Annotated in this window: 26 protein-coding genes; 25 read left to right on the top strand and 1 reads right to left on the bottom strand. The window is 72.0% G+C overall.

Going from position 1 to position 22510, the window contains the following annotated elements:
- Together ACGFQ9_RS15200 and ACGFQ9_RS15195 are read left to right on the top strand one after the other, a co-directional pair.
- On the top strand, nt 1–1491 hold the full coding sequence (locus ACGFQ9_RS15200; RefSeq protein WP_393574219.1) for an ATP-binding protein: 1491 nt from the start codon (nt 1–3) through the stop codon (nt 1489–1491).
- Nucleotides 1492–1522: 31 nt separating this feature from the next.
- Entirely contained in the window at nt 1523–2305 is a 783-nt protein-coding gene (locus ACGFQ9_RS15195; protein WP_393574218.1) for a hypothetical protein, read from the top strand.
- 59 nt (nt 2306–2364) lie between these two features.
- Here the strand turns inward: ACGFQ9_RS15195 and ACGFQ9_RS15190 are convergent, their stop codons facing one another.
- Nucleotides 2365–2502 carry a hypothetical protein gene (locus tag ACGFQ9_RS15190; protein WP_393574217.1) on the bottom strand — a complete coding sequence of 46 codons (138 nt, stop codon included), beginning with the start codon at nt 2500–2502 and terminating at the stop codon, nt 2365–2367.
- An 18-nt stretch (nt 2503–2520) separates the two neighbouring features.
- Between ACGFQ9_RS15190 and ACGFQ9_RS15185 the strand changes: the two genes are divergently transcribed.
- From ACGFQ9_RS15185 to ACGFQ9_RS15075, 23 genes are all read left to right on the top strand, one after another.
- Nucleotides 2521–2916: a hypothetical protein gene (locus ACGFQ9_RS15185; RefSeq protein ID WP_393574216.1), complete on the top strand. Its 396-nt coding sequence runs from the start codon at nt 2521–2523 to the stop codon at nt 2914–2916.
- Between the two features lie 11 nt (nt 2917–2927).
- On the top strand, nt 2928–3692 hold the full coding sequence (locus tag ACGFQ9_RS15180) for a glycosyltransferase family 2 protein (protein ID WP_393574215.1): 765 nt from the start codon (nt 2928–2930) through the stop codon (nt 3690–3692).
- A 2-nt stretch (nt 3693–3694) separates the two neighbouring features.
- Complete coding sequence (locus tag ACGFQ9_RS15175; RefSeq protein WP_393574214.1) at nt 3695–4843, top strand: hypothetical protein; 1149 nt, start codon at nt 3695–3697, stop codon at nt 4841–4843.
- Between the two features lie 41 nt (nt 4844–4884).
- Nucleotides 4885–5310 carry a hypothetical protein gene (locus tag ACGFQ9_RS15170; RefSeq protein ID WP_393574213.1) on the top strand — a complete coding sequence of 142 codons (426 nt, stop codon included), beginning with the start codon at nt 4885–4887 and terminating at the stop codon, nt 5308–5310.
- A 95-nt stretch (nt 5311–5405) separates the two neighbouring features.
- A complete protein-coding gene (locus tag ACGFQ9_RS15165; RefSeq protein WP_393574307.1) occupies nt 5406–5627 on the top strand; it encodes a hypothetical protein in 222 nt (73 codons plus the stop codon).
- A gap of 194 nt (nt 5628–5821) precedes the next feature.
- On the top strand, nt 5822–6964 hold the full coding sequence (locus ACGFQ9_RS15160; RefSeq protein ID WP_393574306.1) for an AAA family ATPase: 1143 nt from the start codon (nt 5822–5824) through the stop codon (nt 6962–6964).
- A complete protein-coding gene (locus ACGFQ9_RS15155) occupies nt 6961–8760 on the top strand; it encodes a hypothetical protein (RefSeq protein WP_393574305.1) in 1800 nt (599 codons plus the stop codon). The genes ACGFQ9_RS15160 and ACGFQ9_RS15155 overlap by 4 nt, the downstream gene beginning before the upstream one ends.
- A gap of 439 nt (nt 8761–9199) precedes the next feature.
- A complete protein-coding gene (locus ACGFQ9_RS15150; RefSeq protein ID WP_393574212.1) occupies nt 9200–9460 on the top strand; it encodes a hypothetical protein in 261 nt (86 codons plus the stop codon).
- 105 nt (nt 9461–9565) lie between these two features.
- On the top strand, nt 9566–9982 hold the full coding sequence (locus ACGFQ9_RS15145) for a hypothetical protein (RefSeq protein WP_393574211.1): 417 nt from the start codon (nt 9566–9568) through the stop codon (nt 9980–9982).
- 76 nt (nt 9983–10058) lie between these two features.
- Complete coding sequence (locus ACGFQ9_RS15140; protein WP_393574210.1) at nt 10059–10952, top strand: relaxase/mobilization nuclease; 894 nt, start codon at nt 10059–10061, stop codon at nt 10950–10952.
- Nucleotides 10949–11599 (top strand): hypothetical protein, encoded by a 651-nt coding sequence (locus ACGFQ9_RS15135; RefSeq protein WP_393574209.1) that lies wholly within the window; start codon nt 10949–10951, stop codon nt 11597–11599. The genes ACGFQ9_RS15140 and ACGFQ9_RS15135 overlap by 4 nt, the downstream gene beginning before the upstream one ends.
- A gap of 25 nt (nt 11600–11624) precedes the next feature.
- Entirely contained in the window at nt 11625–12398 is a 774-nt protein-coding gene (locus ACGFQ9_RS15130; RefSeq protein ID WP_393574208.1) for a hypothetical protein, read from the top strand.
- 268 nt (nt 12399–12666) lie between these two features.
- A complete protein-coding gene (locus ACGFQ9_RS15125; RefSeq protein WP_393574207.1) occupies nt 12667–13050 on the top strand; it encodes a hypothetical protein in 384 nt (127 codons plus the stop codon).
- A complete protein-coding gene (locus tag ACGFQ9_RS15120) occupies nt 13047–13841 on the top strand; it encodes a DUF317 domain-containing protein (RefSeq protein ID WP_393574206.1) in 795 nt (264 codons plus the stop codon). The genes ACGFQ9_RS15125 and ACGFQ9_RS15120 overlap by 4 nt, the downstream gene beginning before the upstream one ends.
- Nucleotides 13838–14695, top strand: a complete 858-nt coding sequence (locus tag ACGFQ9_RS15115; RefSeq protein ID WP_393574205.1) for a DUF317 domain-containing protein — start codon at nt 13838–13840, stop codon at nt 14693–14695. Before ACGFQ9_RS15120 ends, ACGFQ9_RS15115 begins: the two co-directional genes overlap by 4 nt.
- A gap of 27 nt (nt 14696–14722) precedes the next feature.
- Nucleotides 14723–15088: a hypothetical protein gene (locus ACGFQ9_RS15110; protein WP_393574204.1), complete on the top strand. Its 366-nt coding sequence runs from the start codon at nt 14723–14725 to the stop codon at nt 15086–15088.
- Nucleotides 15079–15912, top strand: coding sequence for a DUF317 domain-containing protein (locus ACGFQ9_RS15105; protein ID WP_393574203.1), 834 nt, complete (start codon nt 15079–15081; stop codon nt 15910–15912). The genes ACGFQ9_RS15110 and ACGFQ9_RS15105 overlap by 10 nt, the downstream gene beginning before the upstream one ends.
- A gap of 20 nt (nt 15913–15932) precedes the next feature.
- Nucleotides 15933–16526, top strand: coding sequence for a hypothetical protein (locus tag ACGFQ9_RS15100; RefSeq protein WP_393574202.1), 594 nt, complete (start codon nt 15933–15935; stop codon nt 16524–16526).
- Nucleotides 16527–16564: 38 nt separating this feature from the next.
- Nucleotides 16565–18580: a DUF317 domain-containing protein gene (locus tag ACGFQ9_RS15095; protein WP_393574201.1), complete on the top strand. Its 2016-nt coding sequence runs from the start codon at nt 16565–16567 to the stop codon at nt 18578–18580.
- A gap of 48 nt (nt 18581–18628) precedes the next feature.
- Nucleotides 18629–20419 (top strand): type IV secretory system conjugative DNA transfer family protein, encoded by a 1791-nt coding sequence (locus ACGFQ9_RS15090; protein ID WP_393574200.1) that lies wholly within the window; start codon nt 18629–18631, stop codon nt 20417–20419.
- A 2-nt stretch (nt 20420–20421) separates the two neighbouring features.
- Nucleotides 20422–20874, top strand: a complete 453-nt coding sequence (locus ACGFQ9_RS15085; protein ID WP_393574304.1) for an XF1762 family protein — start codon at nt 20422–20424, stop codon at nt 20872–20874.
- A 194-nt stretch (nt 20875–21068) separates the two neighbouring features.
- Nucleotides 21069–21518 (top strand): hypothetical protein, encoded by a 450-nt coding sequence (locus tag ACGFQ9_RS15080; protein WP_393574199.1) that lies wholly within the window; start codon nt 21069–21071, stop codon nt 21516–21518.
- Between the two features lie 63 nt (nt 21519–21581).
- A complete protein-coding gene (locus ACGFQ9_RS15075; RefSeq protein WP_393574198.1) occupies nt 21582–22412 on the top strand; it encodes a hypothetical protein in 831 nt (276 codons plus the stop codon).
- Nucleotides 22413–22510 lie beyond the last annotated feature (98 nt).

Below are 22510 nucleotides of genomic sequence, written 5' to 3'. Positions count from 1 at the left end.
TTGTCCCACCGCCGCGCCAGCGCGACCCCCCTGTTCACCCCGCACAACATCGACCGCGCCCAGCGCCGGGCCCTGCGCAAGCAGACGGCCCGAGCCGAAGCCCGCGCCCGCATCGCCGCCGGCGCAGACTCGGAGCAGCAGCCCACCGAGGCGGCCTACCCCGACGCCGTCTACCCGCTCGCCGGACGTCCCGGACCCGCGTCCGCCCGCGGCAGCCGCCTCAAACTCCCCGCCCACCGGATGACCACCGCCGTCGCCTCGGCCGCGTACCCGTTCCTCGCCGAAGGCGGGCTCGGCGCCGACGGCATCTACATCGGCCGCGACCTGCACGCCGAAGGATCGTTCACCTTCGACCCGTTCTCCCTGTACGGAAAGGTCGAGGGGTTCACCAACCCCAACCTGCTGCTCGCTGGGGTAATCGGGCAGGGCAAGAGCGCCCTGGCCAAGAGCCTGGCCCTGCGGTCCGTCGCCTTCGGCTACCGGGTGTACGTCCCGTGTGACCCCAAGGGTGAATGGAGCGGGGTAGCCGCCGCCTTGGGCGGAACGTCCATCGCGCTGGGGCCGGGACTGCCCGGCAGGCTGAATCCGCTGGACGCGGCGCCGAGGCCGCCGTCCGTGCCGGAGGCGGAGTGGGAAGGCGAGGTCCGCAAACGCCGCCTGCTGCTCCTCGGATCCCTGGCCCGCACCGTCCTGGGCCGGGACCTTCTGCCCATGGAGCACACCGTCCTCGACGTCGCACTCGATGCCGCCTGCGCCCGGGCAGCGGCCAGTGGCCGGCCCCCGCTGCTCGGCGACATCGCCCACGCCCTGGCCGACGGGCCCGGCCTCGACCTCGCCGGCGGCCTACTGGCCGGACGGCTCGGGGAGGCAGCCCGCGACCTCGCCCATGCCATGCGCCGCTTGGTCTTCGGAGACCTGGCCGGGATGTTCGACGCGCCCTCCACCAGCGCCTTCAACCCGTACAGCCCGATGCTGTCCATCGACCTCTCCCGCCTCGGCGGCAGCGACGACACCGCCCTGGTCCTGGCCATGACCTGCGCCTCGGCCTGGATGGAAGCCGCGCTCACCGACCCGTACGGCGGCCGGCGGTGGGTGATCTACGACGAGGCATGGAGGTTGATGAGGCATCCGGCCCTCCTGATGCGCATGCAGGCCCAGTGGAAGCTCTCCCGCGGCCTGGGCATCGCCAACGCCATGGTCATCCACCGGCTGTCCGACCTGCTGACCGCGGGCGACGCCGGCAGCCAAAGCCGCGCACTGGCCGAGGGGTTGCTCGCCGACTGCAGCACCCGCGTGATCTACCGCCAGGAGACCGACCAGCTGCACGCCGCCGCCGGACTCCTCGGACTGACCAGCGTCGAAACCGCAGCCCTGTCCCACCTCAGCCGTGGCCGCGGCCTGTGGAAGGTCGCCGGCCGAAGCTTCGTGGTCCAGCACCAGCTGCACCCCGCCGAGCTGCAGCTCTTCGACACCGACGCCCGCATGCACTGACCACAGAAACGTTCAACCAACCCGGGAACCCATGCCCTCAGCACGCGCCGACCTGTCCCTGTTCGCCTCCGCGCTCGCCGCCCGTCTCCCCGGGCAGTGGACGAGCGACTACCAGCAGCACCTCACCTTCGAAAGCCAGTGCGCCACCATCGACCGTCTCTGGGACTGCGGTCATGTCGAGTACATCGTCAGCCAGTACGTCCTGGGCCACGAGGCCATCCTCCACGGTCCGGACGGCCAACGCCTCTACGTCACCGACCGGCCTTTGCGGCCGGGTCAGTTCGTCGTCGCTCCGTTGTGCCCCGACGTCGAGCCCCACCACTTCGTGGGTATCGAGGAGCCCAGCGGGATCGTGGTGCCCAACGATCCCGTCCGGGCCGCCGCCCACATCGCGCGGCGGCTGCTGCCCCGCTATGAAGCCGCCCGCGACGCCGTGCGGCGCAGCCTCGTCGAGCGGCCCGAGCCCCCGCGCCGCACGGCCCCGCCGCAGGTCGACCAGACCCTCACCCTGACCTGGTACGAGGACGGGGCGCTCGGAGCTCCGTATGAGGACGTCCTGGAGGAAGCCAGGGAAGTGCTCTACGTCCACGGATTCCAGTACGCGCCCCACCAGGCCGCGTTCCTCCTCCCCGCCTCCTACGGCGAGACCGACCGCGCCCTACGCCTCCAGGCCGTCGCACTCCGGCTCGCCGCAGCCGGGATCGGCGTGAACCTGCGTCACGCCACGCCCAGCGCCACGCTTCCGCCTCGCCCGCCGGCCGTGGCCCGGCCTGTACCCGTCCTGCCCGCAGCCCCTTCCGCGCGCGCCCGCTGACCACCTGCACGAAGGAAACCGCCATCAGCACCCGCAGCTTCATCGCCCGCCCCACCCCGTCAGACGGCTACGAGGGCATCTACTGCCATTACGACGGCTACCCCGATCACCAGCTCCCCCTCCTGCTCGGCGCCGCCCGCTACCGCTTCGGCGGCGACCTCGACGCCCTTCGCCGGCACCTCATCGACGGACCCCACGACTGGAAGAACCTCGGCATGGACCTCCTGGACCGGGCCCCCGACAACGTCCGGGAGAAACTCGACCCGCACGGCGACCGCAGGCCGAGCGCACCCTTCGACAACGTCTTCAACGCGGACGGCACCCCCGCGAAGCCGATCCCGGTCACCGACGCCAACGCTGATGCAATGGGCCTGGAATGGGGCTACGTCCTACACAACCACGGCATCGAGGTCATCGCCCTGACCTGGTACGACCTCGGCCCCATCGTGCCCTGGGACACCGACTCCCTCTCCCGGATCTCCGGCACCCCCTCCCTGTGGGACCCGACCCGGCCCGCGCCCGTCCAGGCCCCCGACACCCCGCTGAAGATCACCAAGCCGGTCGCCCCGGCACCCGCGCCCGGAGCCACCCGATCCCGGATCACCCGCTGACCGACCCACCCATGAACCGCACTCCGGAGAGCCCTCTGTCCGCCCCGCAGATCACCGTCGTCATCGCCACCCAGCTCCACCCCGAACGCCTGCCCTACCTGCAGGAGATGCACGCCAGCCTCACCCGGCAGACCGTGCCCTGGGAAGCCGTCCTCGTCCTCGACGGCGCCGACCCCGCCCTCGTGCCGGCCACGATCACCGCCGACCCGCGCATCCGGACCCTCGCCCTGCCCCGACCGGTCGGCGCTGCCTGCGCCCGAAACCTCGGCCTGAACGAGGTGCACACCGAGTTCGTGAACTGGGCCGACGACGATGACGTCTTCCCCGACTGGAGCCTGGGCGTACGCCTGGAGACCTTCACCAACGAGCTCGGGTGGGTCGCCGGATGGAGCGAGGACTGGCTGCCCGACGGCTCCACGCGCCTGTGGGAATGCCCGACCCCGCCCGGCTACCACGCCGCCGGCGACGTGGTCACGTACTGGCCCCGGCCGCAGGACACCATCCCCATCGGGCCGACGACCATCCTGGCCCGCACCCACCTGGTCCGGGCAGCCGGCGGCATGGGCGGCCTCGTCCAGGGCGAGGACTACATGGCCGCCGTCGGCGTCACCGCGCTGGCCCCCGGCGTGCTTCTCCGGCTGCCCGTCTACCGGTACCGCAAGCACGACGGGCAGATGACCCGCGGCGAGCAGTACGAGGAGCTGGAGCTAGCCGCCCGCCGCCATGCCCACGGGTTCGGACACGGCCTGCGTAACGCCGTCACCAGCCGGACGTGAGCATGGACGACCGTACGAAGAGCCCATCCAAGGGCCTGGCACAGATCATCCTCGCCCTCAGCCCGGCCGACGGCCTTGTCGTCGTCCCCCTTGGCGAGCAGTACCGGTGGGCCAACACCGCCCTGCAGCTCACACCCGGATTCAAGCAACGCCCCGACGGCACCTACGCCCTGCGCGACGTCGACACCGCCGCCCCGATCCTGCTCGCACTCGCCGATACCGCGCGCCGGCACCGTGTCCACCTCTTCGGCGGCCCCCGCCCTTACCTCGGTGATTACGCCGCCGCGCTTGCCAACGGCGTGCCTGGGGAGTGGACGGTGAAGGTCGAGGTCTACGCCCACCCGGTGTGGCAGGAAGACCTCGTCCCCCTCCTGTGGGACGCGGGCGAACTCATCGCCTCCGTGGAGCACGCCCGCATCCCGTACGGTGCCGAGCTCACCAGCAGCGCGGGCATCGAGCTCCTCCTGGTCGAACGGCCCGGCAGCGCCCACGAGTACCTGCTCGGCTCATTCGCGAGTACCCCCTTCGACGACAACTACGCCGACCCGCACGCCCCGAGGGCAGTCGTGCTGCCGTCCGACACCGCCCGCGCCGCCAGCCTGGTCACCGGCACGTTCCTGCCCGCGTACGAGCAGGCCGTCCACGAACGGCTCCTGGCCGCTGTCGAAGCAGGCCAGGCCAGGCTCGAAGAACTACATGGCACCTGGGCTGTGATCGACGCGTCCGGCCGCTACACCGACGGAACGCCTCTGGACCAACCCACGCTTTCGCACATTGCGGACCAGTACCTCGTCGAATCCGCCCGGGAGTTCCGCCACCTGCGGCCCCACGCCGCACAACTCCTCAACCGGATCGACGCTGTCACAGGCATGCCTCCCGAGGACGCCGCCGCCTTGGCCCGCCTGCGGAAATTGCTCCCCATCGCCGCGCCCCAGGCGATGTGGCCGGCCCCGCTTGCCGCATCACCCCCGCGGCTCCTGTCAGCCTCAGCCGAGGAGGTTCGACGGTGGCGAGTAGATGCCCCGGCCCTGCTGCGGCAGGCACGAGCACTTCGCCCGCCCAGACCAGAGGCTGTCAACGCCAGGACCGCGCTTCCCGCCGCAGCCAAGGCTCTGCCCGCCCCGGCAACGGGTGCGCCCCGTACCCGCTGACCGGGTCTCTCACCCCTTCCTCCCGCATCAGGACACACGTCATGCCACCGCACTTCCACCTCGGGCTGCACCCTGAGCACGGGGTCGTGGCCCGCGCTACCGCGGCCATCACACCCCACCTCGCCGACTGGTACCTGCAGCGCGAACAGTTCGAGCCCGTCCCCGGCCGACCGGACCTCTACCGGCTCACCCATCCCGACCGCGACTTGCGGCGCAGGGCCCGGCAGACCGTCCATGACCTCCGCCGACATGGGTTCACTGTGCACGCGGACCTCTCCCTCGACCCAGCGGAAACCGCCCCGCTGAACTCCCCGGTCCGAGCGAACTCCGCAGCCGAACGGCTGGCCCGCATCGCCCGGGCCGCCGCCGCCCGACCTCTGCAGCACCGCGCGAACGCCTCCCGGGTCGCGTCCGTGCCCGTACCCGCCCTCGGCGCCCATTTTTCGGCTGCCAGACGAGCCAGGTGACGACGGCGTACCCCTCCCCGGCCTGACCGCCACACCGCTTTCCCGCCACCACCGATAGGAGATCCGCCTTGCCCGAAGCACCAGCAGAGCCGTTCATGACGATCCGGCACACCATCACCGGCGAGATCACCACCACCGGCTACAACGCCGCCGCCCGGCGGATCCTGCTCCAGGACGGGTTCGAAGAGACACCCGGCTGCGCCTGCCGAGCGACGGAACCCGGTACGGAGCGGACGCACGAGCCTGCTCGGCAGCCAGCGAGCTGCTCATCGCCGACCATCCCCTGCACCTGGACCGAGCCCTCGGTCGGCCGGTGAGCGCCGACGGTACGCGCCGGTTGGCCCGGTCGCTGATGTCGACACAGTCCGTGATCCGCCCCGAGAGCGGCCAGCCTCTCCAGCGCATAGCCAACCCCGCCCGCACCCAAACCTGTTGAAGGGACCTTGTTTTGACCACACCCGGAGCGCCTGCCAGTCCGGTGCGCACCAAGGGCGGCGAGCTACGAGCCAAGGTGGCCCGACTGCTGGCCGACCGGCCGACGGGCACGCTCACCATCGGGGACATGGCCAGGCAGCTGGGCCACTCCCACGGCGCCGTCCGCAACGCCGCCCTCACCCTGGTGCGACGCGGCGAGGCCAACCAAAGCGGAACCGGACAACCGGAGTTCCACGCGAACGCGAAAACCGCCGCAGCCGCGCAGACCGCTGTGATCAGCCCACCGGGCACCCACTCTCCCCGCGCCCAGACGACCACGGCCCGCACGACCACTCCCGCAGCAGCCACGACCAGGCAGACCGGCCCGATCCGCCGCGCGGGGGGCCAGCTCTACCACCCCCGGGAGCTGGCCGATCTGCCCGACGTCGAGGCGTTGAATCGCCTGCGCGACGCCGACGTGCCGGTGCTGCTCTACGGCCCTCCGGGCACCGGCAAGACGTCGCTGGTGGAGGCGGCGTTCCCGGACCTGCTCACCGTCGCCGGTGACGGCGACACCACGGTCGGCGACTTGATCGGCGAGTACACGCAGGCCGACGGCGGAGGCTACGTCTTCCAGTACGGTCCGCTGGTCACCGCGATGACCGAGGGCCGCGCCCTGCTGATCGACGATGCCACCTTGATCTCGCCGAAGGTCTTGGCGGCGCTGTATCCCGCGATGGACGGGCGCAGGCAGATCCAGGTCAAGGCCCACAAGGGCGAGACGATCAAGGCCGAGCCGGGCTTCTACGTGGTGGCGGGCCACAATCCCGGCGTCCACGGGGCGGTGTTGACGGAGGCGCTCGCGAGCCGGTTCAGCGTGCAGATCCAGATCGGCACGGACTATGACCTCGCCCTGGCGCTGAGGATCGATGCCCGGGCGGTCCGGGTCGCCCGCCACCTCGCCCGCCAAGTCGAACTCGGGGAGCTGGGCTGGGCCCCCCAACTGCGGGAACTGCTCAGCTACCAGAAGACCGAGGCCGTCCTCGGCACCAAGGCCGCGCTTGCGAACCTGGTCGGCATCGCTCCTCTGGAGGATCGCGACGCCGTCGCCGCCGCCGTCATCAAGGCTGTCGGCGTCAAGGAGGTCGCTCCCCTCACCCTCGGCAAGCAGCTCTCCGCCTCGGCCGTCCGGCAGCCGCCGGGTAGCACCGGCTCCGCGCACCGGGGTCGCTCGCGATAAGCGCCCACCACCACGTCCAGTCCCCCGCCACCACGCCGGACGACGACGTCGACCTCGCACGATGGGACGACGACGGCGCCCCGCCCGCGCAACCCCGTTCCTCCCCGGACGCGTGGCTGCGCGTGGGAGCCGAACTCGGCGACCGGCTGGTCGCCCTCTCCGGCCGCCAGGACCTCCTCGTCACCTGCCGCCCCGGCACCCGCAGCGGCGCACCGGCTGCGTTCTTCCCCACTCTGGGAGAGGTCGAGTTCGACGCCGGCCTGTTCGCCCCGCTCCAGCCCCACGAGATCCATCCGCGGATCGTGGGCGACGAGGAGCGGTATCCCGCCGCCTGGGGAGTATTCGTCCACGAGGCCGCGCACGCGGCCCACTCCGTCTGGACGCAGCCTGCCGGAGCGGACCCCCGTGTCGTCGAGGCCGCGCTCCTTCTGGAGGAGAGCCGCGTCGAAGGCGCACACCTGATCAGGCGGCCCACGGACCGCACGTACCTGCGCACCAGTGCCCGAACCTTGGTCATGCCCGACATCACCCACCCCACTCTCCAGGGCATCGAGCACGCCGCCGGCGTGGCGGCCCTGGTCCTCGGCCGCCGTGACGTCGGCATCCTGGACGCCGGCGAGACCCGGGCCGTTGCCGATCTGTGCGAGAAGGTGCTGGGCGCGGACCTGCTGGCCACACTCACCCGCATCTGGACCGCAGCCCACCAGTGTGCCGACCACGACGCCACGACCATGCTCGCGCACGCTCAGAAATGGTGTGACGCTCTGGACACCGCGGCCCCTGCCCTGCCCATGCCGGAGAACCTCACTGATCTGCTGTCCGGCGCCGTGGGGGTCGTCATGGACAGCACGGCAGCCACCGACGCCGCCGACCTCGCAGCACAGGCCGCAGCGACCAGCGCCATGGCCGCGCAGTCCAAGGCGCAGGCGCAGGACCGCGCGCAGCGGGCCGGCCAGCGACGCAAAGCCGCCGCCACCGCCCGGTCGGTCTTCAACGCCCGTGGCACCACCATCGCCCCCGACGGCACACCGGCGCCCTACAGCAGCCCGGTCACTGGCACCCGCCGGCCCACCGCCGCCGAGCAGAGTGCCGCCTCGCGCCTGAGCCGCGCTCTGCGTGCCGCCGCCTACCGCGAGCGGACCGAGGAGCGGACCACCAGCCCCACCCCGCCCGGCCGCCTCAACATGCGCGCGGCCCTCGCCCGTGACGCTCAGCGCGCGGCCGGGTCGGTCCCCACCGCGGAACCGTTCACCCACACCCGCCGCCGGAACTCCCCCACCCCACCGCTGCGTGTGGGTATCGCCGTCGACGTCTCCGGCTCCATGCGTGCCGCCTGCGCGCCCGTCGCGTCCGCCGCCTGGATCGTGGCACGCGCAGCCGCCCTGACCGACCCCGACTCCCTCACCGCCACCATCGCCTACGACAGGCACCTGACCGCACTGACCCGACCCACCCACCGGGCACCAGAGCGCGTGACGACGTTCGATGCCAACGGCGGCCACCACAACCTCGGCGACGCCATCGACGCACTCGACCACGGCCTCGAACTCAGCCGCCCCGGCGCCGGCCGCCTCCTCGTGATCGTCACCGACGCCCGGTACGGCAGCGACGAAACCGCTCAAGCCGTCACCCGCGTCAAGCAGCTCACGACCGCCGGCTGCGCCGTACTCCAGCTCACCCTCACCGCGGGGTCCCACCACTTGCCAGGGACCACCTTGCTGCACCTGCCCCGGCCCTCCAGCGCTCCCGTCGCCATCGCCACAGCGGCCACAGACGCCATCCGCAGGACACGCTGAGACGACGCAGAAGGCGGAAGCGTCCCCGAGACCACCGCCACACGCTCCAGACCACCTCCGTCCGCCGCATAAATCACGCATCTGATGCACGACCCTCCGCAACGGCGCAGGCCACCACCCCAACCGCCAACGAAAGGCACTCGAATTGAAGCCCCAGACCAGCAGCCCGACCTCGAACGTAGCGCCCATCAAAAGGAATTCCCCGGGGGTCCCCACGTCCTTTGAGATTGTCCACAGCTGTGGACACATCAACACCCATGACCTGTCGAGTCGTTCGGCTGACCAGCGCGCTGGATACGCTCGCTGGCTCGCCGCCCGGCAGTGCACCGACTGCTGGCGGGCTGATCACCAGGCGGATGCCGCCAGCACGGCCGAGTGGCTGGCCGCCAAGCGCGCGGACGAACAGGCCGCCGCCGCGGACTGGGCGACCCAGTTCGACATGCCGCCCCTAGAAGGTCCCGAGAAGATCCTGGGCTGGGGCGAGCGCACCCGCCACCAGCTGGTGACCCGCGCATACACCGCGCTGGTCACCGAGGGTACGTGGGACGAAGCCGACTGGGCCCAGTTGGAGGAGCAGGTCCGGCTGCTGACGAGGGCAGGTTGGTGGGTCGACCAGCGCGAGGCCGAGGGGACCGACCTGCCCGAGCTTCTGGAGGCTGCCGACGACCGCGACCGGCCGACCGAGAACCCGTTCCGGTAGGCGCGCGGCGCGCAATATAGCGGCGAAGTCCCGGTTTCGGAAACCGGGGATTCTCCGGACCCTTTGTCTTCCACCGCCGCCCAGCGTCTTCGTGGAAGGACCGATGTGCCCGAGATCCGCCCCGTGTACCTGCCCCCCGACCCGCTCACCCCGAAGCGGGACATCACCCACCAGCACTTCCGCCCCGGCGAGCACGTCGTGATCCTCAAGGGCGCCGCCGGCGGAGAGCTGTGGGGCGACGCGATGAAGGTCGTGGTCCCCTCCTGGCATACCCCGACCGACGAGGACGGGTGGCGGCTGCTCGACCCCAACGGCGGCGACCGCTCCTACATCACCGCCCACCCCCGCTACCTGGTGCACCTGTCCACGCGATGCCCGGAGTGCCTGATGCACCAGAAGGCGCTGCGGGAGTACCTGGTCAAGCGCCTCGGCAACGGCGAGGAGGTCGTGGACTGCCGCTGGTACTCCCTTACCGCCCACGCCCAGCTCGTCCACGCCGCCGACGCCCGGCCCGGGCGCTGACCACGGCCATACCGCCGCCCCGAAAGCGCCAGCCCTTCTGTCATCCCTTCGAAATGCAATCCCCCAGAGCGAGACCATGATCATTGCAATCCACTCCCGTGACGTGACCGCCAGGGATGCCCTCTCCGAGGCCCTCGGGCGGGAGATCAGCATGGATGAAGGCCTGACCACCGAGCCCGGTGGCACGGTGGTGGCGCATTCGAACCGGCTGGACCACTACAGCGACGAGGACGAGATCTGGAGCTCGGCGACGTGGGCCGCCCATCTTGCCGACCCGTCACTGGAGTACCCACTCGCCTCCGGTCCCGACGGCGACCGGCGCGCAATCCTCCACGTCACCGCGCACATGCATCCGCTGGACCGGGAGCTGAACCACGCCGAGTGGTCCGAGATCGGCTACCGGATCGCCCGTGTCGCCGGGATAGCGCCCCCCGGCGACGACCAGGCATGCCAGTGGATCGCCATCCAAGCCCAGCCCGGCCGCCTGGACGTGATCGCCAACCTCATCCGCCTCGACGGCACCTGGAGTGCCCAGCCCCGACGCCTCCTGCAGACCCTGGTCGCCGAGGCACGGAAAATCGAGGCCGACCTCCTCCTGCACTCCAGCCACTGGCAGGACTCCGCACACCAGGAACCGGCGCCCGGTCTGGAGCACGTCGTCTCCCCGCGGGTGCCGACCGCGGCCGGCCCGCTCTCGGGAATCCTGCGGCAGCTCGCCGCCGAGCAGTCCGGCCCGATCGCCGCCGTGCGGCAGCTCGTGGAAGAGGTCGGCCGCCAGGCCGCCGCGCTGCCCGGCGACCAAACAGGTGCCGCCGCACGGGACTTGTTCTGGGCCGCCCGTCGCCTGTACGGGCTGCAGGAGCAGCTGGGCGAGATCGCCTCCCGACTCCAGCCTCCCGCGGCTGCTGCCTCCGTCGCGCCGGCCCGGCCGGTGCAGGCGCCTGCCGCATCGCGGGTGGCGGCCCGGTGAACGAGCCTGCCGCCCCGCGCAAGGCAGCACCCGTCACGGTCGCCCGGGACACGGCCACCGGCCGGATCATCGCCCGGGGCGGTGACGGGCTGGCCCACGGCATCCTGGAACGCACCTTCTTCCTCCGCGAGGTTCACGGCACGACCTGGCACCGGATGTCGCCAACCGTTGCGCCGGCGGAGCAGGCCGCAGCGGCCCAGCTCGCGGTGGCCCGGCTCCAGGCAGCCGGCTACCGGGTCGAGGCCGACGCCGAATGCGCGACGCCGACGACACAGGACCGCTACGTGACGGACGGCCGGTCCATCGCCAACCTTGCCACCGCCATCCGCGAGGCGACGAGCCCGGCCGAAGTGTCCGACCGGCTGGAGGAGGTGACCGCCGCGCACGACGGCATCCTCGCCTCCCTGGACCAGCTCCTCCACTCCCTGGCCAGCTTCTACGACGGCCTCGGCGGACCCGCGGACCGGCACATCGCGGCCCGCATGGGCTACCTGGCCGAGCACCGGCTCGGTCCCATCGCCGCAGACCTGTTGCACACCCGCGCGGAACTCGCCGGCCGCACCACGGCCCCAGCCCGGCCGGGCACGTCACTGCCCGCCGCCCCGCCGGCCGCACCAGCCACTACCGCCTCCGGACGGACCCGATGACCCCCGCCCCATATTCGAGGAGCCCATGCCCGCCCCCCGCACCCTGCCCGACGACGACAGCCGCGACGTGGAGTCGTTCGCCACCATCCTCGCCGAGGAACTCCCCGGGAACTGGACCGTGCAGCACCACCAACACCAGCGACACGAAGACCAGTTCCTGCACGCAGAAGACGTCTGGGACCTCAACGACGCAGCCGCCGCCCTCGCCGAGTGCGCCCTGGGCGCAGACGCCCACCTCACCTGCGACGACGGCACCCGCCTGTACGTCACCCTCCATCCCCGGCACGAGGAGGAGTTCCTCGTGGCCGCCATGGCTCCGTCCGGCGTCGCCCCGGAGGCGTTCGCCGGGGTCCGCGAACCCGACGGGATCGCCGTGCCCGCCGATCCCGAGCGCGCCGCCCGCGCCATCACCGCCGAGCTTCTGCCCCGCTACGACATCGCGCTCGCCCAGGTCCGGCACAACGCGATGAACCCCCCGCAGCCCCTGCCCGCCCCCGGATCGCAGCCGCAGCAGGTGGTGATGACCTGGCTCGAGGACGGTTCCCTCGCGGCCGTCACCACCACCCGGCCCGCAGCCGAAGCCCTGGTCGGCGAAGGATTCGCGTGGAACAGCTCAACGGGCGCGTACGTGCTCTCCGGGGACGACACCCGCGCCCAGGCCCACGCCGTCCAGGTGGCCGGCGCCCGCCTCGCCCGCCTCGGCATCGCCACCGTGCTGCGCACCGCAGCCCGCCCTGCCACGGATGTCGCGCTGCCTACTCCGCCGCCCGGTGCCCGGACCACCGCCCGCACCCGGTGACCCGTCCGCAGCACCGTTCAACCCCCGCCCAGCCATCCGCTGGCAGCACCGGCCACCGGCCGCGCGTCCCACCTCTCAACGCCGCCAGCCGCCCGCGGCTCGCCCGTTTCCTGCTGCGCCGCTACCTGCGCGCCGCCGTCGTCAAGGCCGCAGGCCCCGACCGGCCCCGCCTCGCACCGCCGCCGCGCGCCGACGCGCCAGCCGCCCCCATCCACCGCCACACCCGCTGACCACTGTCGGGGGTACGGCACAGCCCCCTGGACCGCCCATGACCCCACCCGCCACCACGCTCACCGAGAGCATCACCCGCCAGCTCGACCAGCTCTCCGCACACCTGTCCCAGGCCGGGCCCCAGCAGGCCGCACAGATCCTCCAGCAGGTCCTGGACGCCGAGAACGGCATCCTCGGCAGGCTGACGGCCCTGGTCGGCACCGGCACCCACGTCACCAAGCACCACGCCCAGAGCGGCGTCTTCCCCGCGGAGATGTGGCTGGCACTCGGCCGCACCGCCAACTCCCTCCACGACCTCGCCCTCGACTTGGACGAACACCAGGAAGTGTTCGAGGAGATCGCCTCGCGCCGCTCCCTGACCACGTCCTCTCCGGCCGCCACGCAGGCCACTGCCCTGGTGGCGCGCGGGAGGCACCGTTGAGCAAGAGACAGCAGTGGACCGGCTGGGGCCAGGCCCAGCAGGCGCAGCAGCACTACCTGGTCGAGCCCCGCTACCTGGCCGGCGGCGGGGACCTGCGCCACGTCGGAGAGTTCCTGCGCGCGTCGGGCTGGAAGGACATCGCCCGCCAGTCCGGCACGATGCTCGCCTTCGACTCGCCCGACCAGATGGTGCGCGTCGCCTACCAGCCGCCGGGCGGCTGGCAGGTCCACGGGGCCGCACACGGACATCAGCCGGCCTGGCAGGTCACCCTGACCCCGCAGACCCCGGTGGAGATCGTGGCGGGCCTGACCGATGCGCTGACCAAGCCGCGCTCGGCGCATGCCCCGAACGTGTGGGCGCCGCTCACCGAGAAGTCGTGGAGCATGCAGTCGGACGACTACTTCGTCGCCCAGAGCCCCGACCGGCACGCCGTCGTGCAGTACGTCCAACCCGGTGGTGACGGAAGCCAGAACCACTGGTGGGTCGGTGCCCGCAACGAGCACGGGCCGGTGTGGAACGCGCAGGCCACCGCGAGCACGCCGCTGCACTTGGTGCAGTCGCTGACCACGGCGCTGGCCGACCCGGAGCCGGTGATGCGCCCGCTCGGACACGTCCCGCTCAGCAGGCGTATCCGCGTCACCTCCGTGTCCGTCCTGCCCGACCAGCTCGGCGCCTGGCAGCAGGCCCGCCTCTCCGCCGCCCGCGCCGCAGCCTGGAGCCGTAACTGGGTCTCCTCCCGCACCCGCACCCGCACCGGCGCCAGGACGTCCGGCTACGCAAGGACCCGATGAACCACTCGGACCCCTCCTCCCCGTTCCTCACCCCCGCCCTGGGCCCGAAATTCGCCGCAGACCGCGCCGTCATGGCGGTCACACCCCGCCACCTCGCGGGCGGCGGCGACCCCCGGTGGGTCACCGGCCACCTGATGGCCCACGGGTGGAGGGACCACTCCGTGCCCGGATACCCCCACGTCCTGCTCTCCTCACCCGACCAGCGCTTCCACCTCACGCTCGAACTACCGCACCCGGACAGGCATGAGACCGCCTGGCGCTTCCTGCCCGCCGAAGGGATCAGGCACTGGCAGATGGCCTTCGGAGCCTGGACGCCGGTGGAGATCATCGCGGGTGCCGCCGATGCCCTCACCCGCCCCGACGGCCCGCACCGCTCCGTCGAAGACGTGTGGGAGCAGGCCCGTGCAAACGGGTGGACGGAAGTCCACGACGACCGGCTCGAAGGACTGCTCGCTCCGCCCGAATTCGACGGAACCCCGCCGACCGCCTTCGTGCTCAAGGAGCGCGTCATCGCTACCGGTCCACCGGCCTGGACGTGGAGGGTGCACGTCAGCGCTCCGCACCCGGACGGCAAGGAGCATCAGTCGGTGTGGAGTGCGTACATCGACGACCACGCTCCGCCCGGGGCCGTCGCCGGATTCCTCGCCGCCCTGACCGACCCCGCCCCGCTCTACCGCACGGGGGACCAGCCCCCTTACGTGTACGGGAAGTTCAGCACCCACACGGCGACATCGCGCACCTTCGACGATCTGCGCGCCGCCCTGGGCCGACGCCTGACCCCGACTGCCCGGCCCCAGCCGTCCGCTCCGGCGTACCCACCTCCCGGCCACGGCCCGACACCCCAGCGCCGCTGAACCACCCTCATTTCCCTGGAGCTTTCGATGACTGACGGACACACCACCCGGCTGACCGCCGAGGACATCCGTGCCTCCGCGCACACCCTGCACCTCCTCACCGCCTACCTGCGGACCGGCCCGCACGTGACCGAGGCCCTCGCCTTGATCGCGGCACTTGTCGACGCGGACACAGGCACCGCAGTCCGCCTCGGTGAAGCCCTGCGCGGCATCGCCCGCTACCTCGCCCAGGAGACCACCGTCCCCCGCACCGACACCGTCGAGGCGACCCTGGGCGAATACATCGAGGGCGCATCCGTCCTGCAGGACCTGCGCCTTCTCGACCTCACCCTCGAACCCCTGCGCACCGCGCCCGTCCGCATGAGCCCCGCCGAGGCGGCCCCGTGGCAGTAAGCCCCGCCCAGCGGGCCTCCTACGCCAACGACCACCAGACGAAGATCCCTTTCGAGACGGCGCCCCGCCACCTCGCGGGGCCCGGTGACCCCCGCCACGTCACCCACACCCTGCTCGCCGCTGGGTGGACCCTCACATCCGCCCCCGGCGACCCGCGGATCGTCCTGACCGGCGTCGACGAGGGCCAGCACCAGATGGTGATCGACCCGTTCGCCTCCTCCAGCTCCTGGTGGCGGATCCACTCCGTCGACTGGTCGTGGAACGCCTCCTTCGACCGGATGGTGCCAGCGGAGATCATCGCCGGATTCACCGACCGCCTCCTCGACGGACCCCGCCGGGGCGAAAGCGGTCCGTGGGAGCACATGCGGAAGGCGGGCTGGAGCGTAGACCTCCGCCCGGGCGGAACGGGCGAGGCCCTCTCACCCGACCCGAGGCTGCCGATCCGGGCCGAACTGCGTCCCATCTTCAACGACTCACCAGACCACCTCGCGTGGCGCATCGAGGCCAAGCCCGAGTGCAGCGGCCCGCCGATCTGGAAGATCTGGATCAGCGGCCCTGTCCCGGACCACCTCATGGCCGGCCTGGCCGAGCAACTCGTCTCCACCTCCCCCGTCCTGCGCGGCATGCACGATCTCGACCACTACGCCGCCCGGCAGGAGAACAGCCCGCTCACCCCACAGCAGGCGGTCGACTCCCACTTCTCCCGCGTCGACGCCGCCCAGGCCCGGGCCCGCTCCCAGCGCCGCACCCGCCTCACCACCCGCCCGCCGGCCCCGGCCGCCGCCCCGCCAAGCCCGGCACCCTCCCGCGTACCCCGCCTCTGAGCCCTCGGAAAGGCCCGCCCTTGCCCCGACCCTCCCCATCCGGCAGCACCGCCCCCCTCGGCCACCAGGAGATCACCGGCCGTCTCGCCGCCTTCCTGCGCGCGGCGGACACGGCGCTCGATGCCTGGGACCTCTACTCCGACGAGCACACCGACCTCGACGGCTGGCCGTACGACCCGGAAACCTACGACGACCGCAAGGCCGAACGGGACCGTGCGGTATGGACAGCGTTCAGCCCCCTCCGCGAGGAGGCCAGCGTCCTGCTCGACGCCGCCGAAGCCGATCTCGAACGTACCCCCGTCTCCTCCGTACAGCAGCGCTGGGCCTGGCAACTGGGCCAACTGCGAGACGCGCTCGACCAAGTCAACGCCACAAGGACGGAGTACCAACAGCTCCTCGCGGCCCATCCCCATGCGAGCCGCGAAGCTCGGCACGCCGCAGTCGATGCCCGCAACGCGGAGGCGTGGAACGCCCTGTACAGCTGGTCCGTCCACGGCCGCGCCGTCCTGGAGATCCGCGCCGTCGCGCTACGCGCCGCCACCGGGCCCCGGATCGCCGCCACCCCGCCATCGCCTGCGCCGCCGTCCACCGCCGGTCACACGACCCGCCGCTGAACCAACCCCTCCCTCTTCCCTTCCGCCCTGGAGTCCGCTTGTCCCACCGCCCGCTCGTCCTCGTCGTCGCCCCGGGTGACGACATCTACCGCGGTTACTGCCTGCGCCAGGTGGCCGACGCCTATGACGTCGCCGCCATCACCGCCGGCCCCCTCACCTGGGAGCAGCCCTACGTCGTCGACCACGAGATCGTCGGCGACCTCGATGACGAGGCCACTCTCCTCGCCGCCGGCGAGGCGCTCGCCGCGCGCCGGCCGATCGCAGGCGTGGTGACCTGGGCCGAGGCCCACCTGACCGCGGTGGCCCGGCTGGCCGAGCACCTCGGGCTGGCCACCGCCAGCGTGGAGTCGGTGCGGACCTGCCGGGACAAGGCCGCCAGCCGCGCCGCGTTCGGCCGCCACGGCGTACCGTCCGCCCAGTCCCTGGCCGCCACCTCCCTGGAGGAGGCCCTTGGCGCGGCGAGCACCATCGGCTATCCAGTGGTCGTCAAGCCCGCTTCGGTCGGCGGCAGCATCGGTGTGATCAAGGCCGAGGCCCAGGAAGACCTCGCCGACGCGTACGCCTTCGCCACTCGCGGTGTCCAGCTCCACGGCGGCGACAACACCGTCGTACTGGTCGAGGAGTACCTGTCCGGCGAGGAGGTCAGCGTCGAGTGCGTCACGTTCCAGGGCGTGACGACCGCGGTGGCGGTGACCCGCAAGGAGCTCGGGGCCGAGCCGCTGTTCGAGGAGACCGGCCACACCCTCACCGCCGGCGACCCGCTGCTGAAGACCGTTGCGCCCGTCGCCGCGGCGGCCGTGAAGGCCACCAGGACCGTGAACGGCATCCAGCACGTGGAGCTGCGGCTTACCCCTACCGGGCCGCGCGTGATCGAGGTCAACGGCCGGATCGGCGGGGACTGGATCGGCTGGGCGGTCTGGCGGGCCACCGGCCTGTCGCTGCCGCGGATCGCCGCCGACCTCGCCGTCGGCTGGGAGCCCGACCTCGCCCCCCACCCGGCAGCAGGCCGTTGCCATCAAGGTCCTCTACGCCCCCGCCTCCGGAACGCTGACCCAGCGGGCCGTCCCCGCCGGCTTCGCCGAGACCACCGGGTGGGTGCACGGCCCGGCCTGGCTGAAGGACGAAGGCGACGAGGTCCTCCTGCCGCCCGAAGGCGACCTCGACTCCGCTCGCATCGGCCTGTTCGCCACCCACGCCGACACCCTCGAACTCGCCGTCGCGCGCCGCGCCGTCACCGCCAACCACATCGCCCTCACCGTCACCGCAGACGGGCACCAGTGAGCGAGCCCGGCAAGCCCCCGGTACTGGCCCAGGTCGCGCCGCGCTACCTGGCCGGCGGCGGGGATCCCCGTTGGGTGACCGCCCCGCTGCAGCAGGCGTTCCGCTGGCGGGCAGCGCACCTCCCGCTCAGCCCGGTCGTGCGGCTGACCAGCCGTGACCACCAGACCGAACTGCTGCTCAACCCGAGCCCGGACGAGCACTGGTGGACCCTTTGCCACACCGGGGCCGACAACGACGGGAAAGCGTGGACCACGCGCTTCGGCGCCCGTACGCCCGCCGAGATCGTTGCCGCCGCCACCGACGCCCTCACCACCCCGGCCGCAGACAGCCCCACGGACCCGCTCCAGGTCCTGGAACAAGCCTCATGGCACCGCTCCATTCTGGACCACCGGGCCTACTCGCCCGATGAGTTCGTCACCGTCTCCCGTCACTCCCTCGGCGCCGTGCACATCAAGGTCACCGCCTTCGACGGCCCCTGGTCCTCCGAGCCGACCGACCGAACGGCCTGGCAGGCGTACTTCTCCGACCACACCCCGCCCCACCTGGTCACCGCGGTCCTCGCCGGCCTCTCTTCCCCGGAACCGCTGCTGCGCGACGAGAAGCAGATGGCGACCTTCCTGCGGTACAGCGTCGGCATCGCCCGCGAACGCGTCCCCGCCCAGCAGGCCGAGGACGCCCTGCGGGCCCGAATCGACCGCCTCACCGCCTCCCGCACCAGCCAGCCCCTGCCTCCCCAGCCGCCGGGCGGGCCGTTGCCGCGCCGCACCCGCTGAGCCTCTCCCTCACTCCCACCCCCGCCCCTTCACGGAACAGCGCCGCCCTTGCCCCAGCCCAACTCCTCCTCGTCCGACGGCTACGACATAGCCTTCAAGGTCCTCTTGGGCCTGTTCGCCGTCGCCATCCCCCTCGCCCACCTCACCTGGCTAAGCGGCAACCTCACCGCCCTGGCCACCGGCACCACCTGGGCCGCCTACCGGCCCGCCGACGCCCTCATACGCCCCGACCAGCTCTGGCCCGGCCTGGGAGATACGTCCCTGCTGATCGGTACCCGCGTCCTGCCCGCGGTGGCCCTGCTCGCCCTCGCCGCGTGCGGCGGACTCTGGTGGAGCCGCCACAAGGGCATGTTCGGCGGGAAGAAGCACCGCGTCCAGGGCACCGCGAAAGCCAAGGACATCGAACCGCTCCTGGCCGCCGCGATCACCGCCAAAGCCCGCAGCCTGCGCCCCAGCCTGAAGAAAGCCGACCGGATCGCCCCCTCCGACACCGGGATCCTCCTCGGCAACCTGCAAGGCACCCGGACCGAAGTCCGCATGGGGTACGAGGACGTCGCCGTGGCGATCATGGCACCACGGTCCGGGAAGACCACCTCGCTGGCGATCCCGTCCATCCTGGCCGCCCCCGGCGCCGTACTCCTGACCAGCAACAAGGCCGCCGGCGATGCCTATACAACCTGTCTCGACGCCCGAAGCCGGGTGGGGCGGGTGTGGTCGATGGACCCCCAGCAGATCGCCCACGCACCGCGCACCATGTGGTGGAACCCCCTTGCGGACGCCAAGTCCCTGGAGGGAGCGAACCGGCTGGCCGGCCACTTCCTCGCCGCGTCCGTGGACGCCTCCCAGCAGGGCGACTTCTGGTCAAAGGCCGGCAGTAACATCCTGAGCCAGCTGTTCCTGGCCGCGGCCCTCGACAACCGCCCGATCACGGACGTGATGACCTGGTTGGCGTTTCCCGCCGACCGGCGACCGCTCGACATCCTGCGCGACCACGGATTCACTTCCGTCGCAGCCCAGTTGAAGGGCACGGTCGAGGGCCCGCCGGAAACCCGGGACGGCATCTACGAGACCGCGAGACAGTACGCGTCCGCCCTGCTCAGCGCCGACATCGCCGCCTGGGTGACCCCGCAGAAGGACGTACCGGAGTTCCGACCGGCCGAGTTCGTGGCCTCCACCGACACGTTGTTCCTTCTCTCCAAGGACGGTGGCGGCGGAGCCTCGGCGCTCATCGCAGCGTGCGCGGACTCGGTGATGCGGGCCGCGACCGCCCGAGCCGAACGGACTGGCGGACGTCTCGACCCGCCCATGCTCGCGATCCTCGACGAGGCCGCCAACGTGTGCAAAATATCGGACTTGCCGGACCTGTACTCGCACCTGGGCTCGCGCGGGATCATCCCGATCACGATCCTGCAGTCCTACCGCCAGGGCCAGAAAGTCTGGGGCGACGCAGGCATGGATGCCATGTGGAGCGCCGCCACCATCAAGGTCATCGGGGCCGGAATCGACGACCCCGACTTCGCCGACAAGCTCTCCCGGCTGATCGGCGACCACGACGTGGAGACCAAGTCCACCAGCATCTCGGAATCGGGCAAGTCCACCTCCATCAGCATGCGGCAGGAACGGATCCTGCCCGCGGACCGGATCCGCTCCCTACCCAAGGGCACCGCCCTCCTCTTCGCGACCGGCCTGCGCGCCGCCATGCTCGACCTTCGCCCCTGGTACCTCGAACCGGGCGCCGGTGAGCTGGCCGCCGCTTCCAAGGCCGCCTCCGACGGCATCACCGCCCGAGCCATCGCCAAGGTCACACCGGGCCAGTCCGACTTCGGGACCGCCGCGTGAGCATGCCACGGCTCCATCTGGTACCGGTCCGCTCCCGCGACGCGAAAGCCTTCGTCACCACCTGGCACCGACACCACCCGCCGCCCGTCGGCCAGGTGTTCGCCGTCGGCGCCGCCGACGAGGAAGGCACCCTCCGCGCGGTCGCGACCGTCGGCCGCCCCGTCGCCCGGCACCTCGACGACGGCCACACCCTGGAAGTCACGCGCACCTGCACCGACGGAACGCACAACGCCAACTCCATGCTCTACGGCGCCGCCTGGCGTGCGGCGAAGGCCCTCGGATACCGAAGGCTGATCACTTACACCCAGGACGGCGAGTCCGGCGCATCTCTACGCGGAGCCGGGTGGCGGGTGATCGCCCACCGCCCGCCCCGGCCCGGCTGGCACACACCGTCCCGGCCCCGCACACCGCGCGGCAACGAGCACATCGCCCGCGCCTTGTGGGAAGCCCCCTGACATCCCAACCCAACCCTCAGCGCAGCCGATGACGATCCCGGCCTCCCAAAGCCGAGGCTCACGCTCGCCCGCCCCCACCTCCCGCAGGAGATCCCACGTCCCCGAACGAGCAGACCGGCACGCCCACCCCTGCCGACGTCGCCCGCGCCCTCGCCACCCGCATCTCCACCAACCCGCCGCCCCCGCCGCACGTCGTGACCGTCAGCTTCGGCCTGCTGCGCGGTGCCGAAGCCCGATACGGAAACCGCTCCTGCGGCGGATCCGTACTCGGCCTCGCCAACTCCCTCCACGCGCAGCTGTACGGACTGCCGCTCGAACGCCCGCCGCTTCCCGGCGCGCTGGACGAGCTACTCCAGGCCACCGGGCACGACGACGACCAGAACCTCGTGCTCCGCCAGGTCGCCACCCAGCTGGAGGCCGCCGCCACGCTCATCGAGCGGGCCCGCCACCAGGCCCGCTGGCAGCAGCTGCCGGAGACGGTGGCCGCCAGGCTCGTCACCAGTCAGGCGCTCGCCGAGCACCTGTCCTGCGAACTGCACCAGCTGGCCCCGGCCTTCGAGCCGACGGTCACACCCCCGGCACCGCCGCAGGCCCTCCCCGTCCCGGCCCAGGCTGCCGCAGCACCGAGCCGGGCCCGGTCCTGAACCACACGCCTCATCCCGTACCGCGCCGCCTCCCCCGCCCACCCCCGAAAGCCCCCGCTTCCCATGACCGACGACCTCCTGTTCGACGTGCCCGAACCGCCCACTCCCGTGGAACGCCTGCTTGCCCTCGCCGGCGATGTCACCCGTCACAACGACGCCCTCAGCCTGTTCCGTCCAACGGCCGCCTCTGGTCCCGCACTCGGCGCGCACGCCGACTCGGCGACCCAGCTGGCACATGCAGCCCTCACGGCCGTTCAGGCCGTCCGCGACCAGCAGCTGTACGCGAGCGCCGACTTGATCGATGCCACTGTCCGGATCAAACAAGTCGCCTACCTCAGCGGCGAAGCAGTCCGCCATCTGGCCGAAGCACAGGCCACGGTCACCGCCTCGGCTCTCGCGCACCCCGGACTCACCGGCTTGCCCGACGGCACAGCCGAGCAGATTCAGCTCGCGCAGGAGCTGACAGCACTTGCTCCGGAAGCGGCCGTCGAGGCCGCCGCCGGCATCGCCCGGGAGACACACCGGCGCCGGCCCTCCGCAACAACGGCAGCCGACGGCCTGGCCGCCGCCGAGCTCAGCGCCCTCCACGCGGTTGCCCGAGACCACGTCGTGATGGCGCGGAGCCAGGGCCGGGAGTACGTCCACAGCCGTGACGGCAGCGTCCGGATCAACACCCTGCGCTCCCTCGAAGGCAAGGGCCTCATCGTGCGCGCACCCGCCTGCGCTCCGCCTGCCTTCCACGGCGGCCCGGCCCAAGACCGCATCCGCCTCACCACCGGCGGAGCGACTGCCGTCGCCGCCCTCCTCGCTCCCCCGCCTACCGCTCCCGCGTCGGCCCCCGCTCGCCCGATGCCCACGGCGCCCACCACGACAGGCCCGGCTCGAAGCCGCTGACCAGGCCCGTGCGCCTGCCCACCCCGCCCAAGAACGACGCCCCTTCACCCCGGGGCCGCACCAACCGCAAGGACCCGCCATCAACGCCACGACCTCCA

The organism is Streptomyces sp. NPDC048603 (genome assembly GCF_043199475.1).
Lineage (GTDB): Bacteria > Actinomycetota > Actinomycetes > Streptomycetales > Streptomycetaceae > Streptomyces.
The sequence above is the reverse complement of the archived record's forward strand: the minus strand, read 5'-3'. Positions and strand labels throughout refer to the sequence as shown.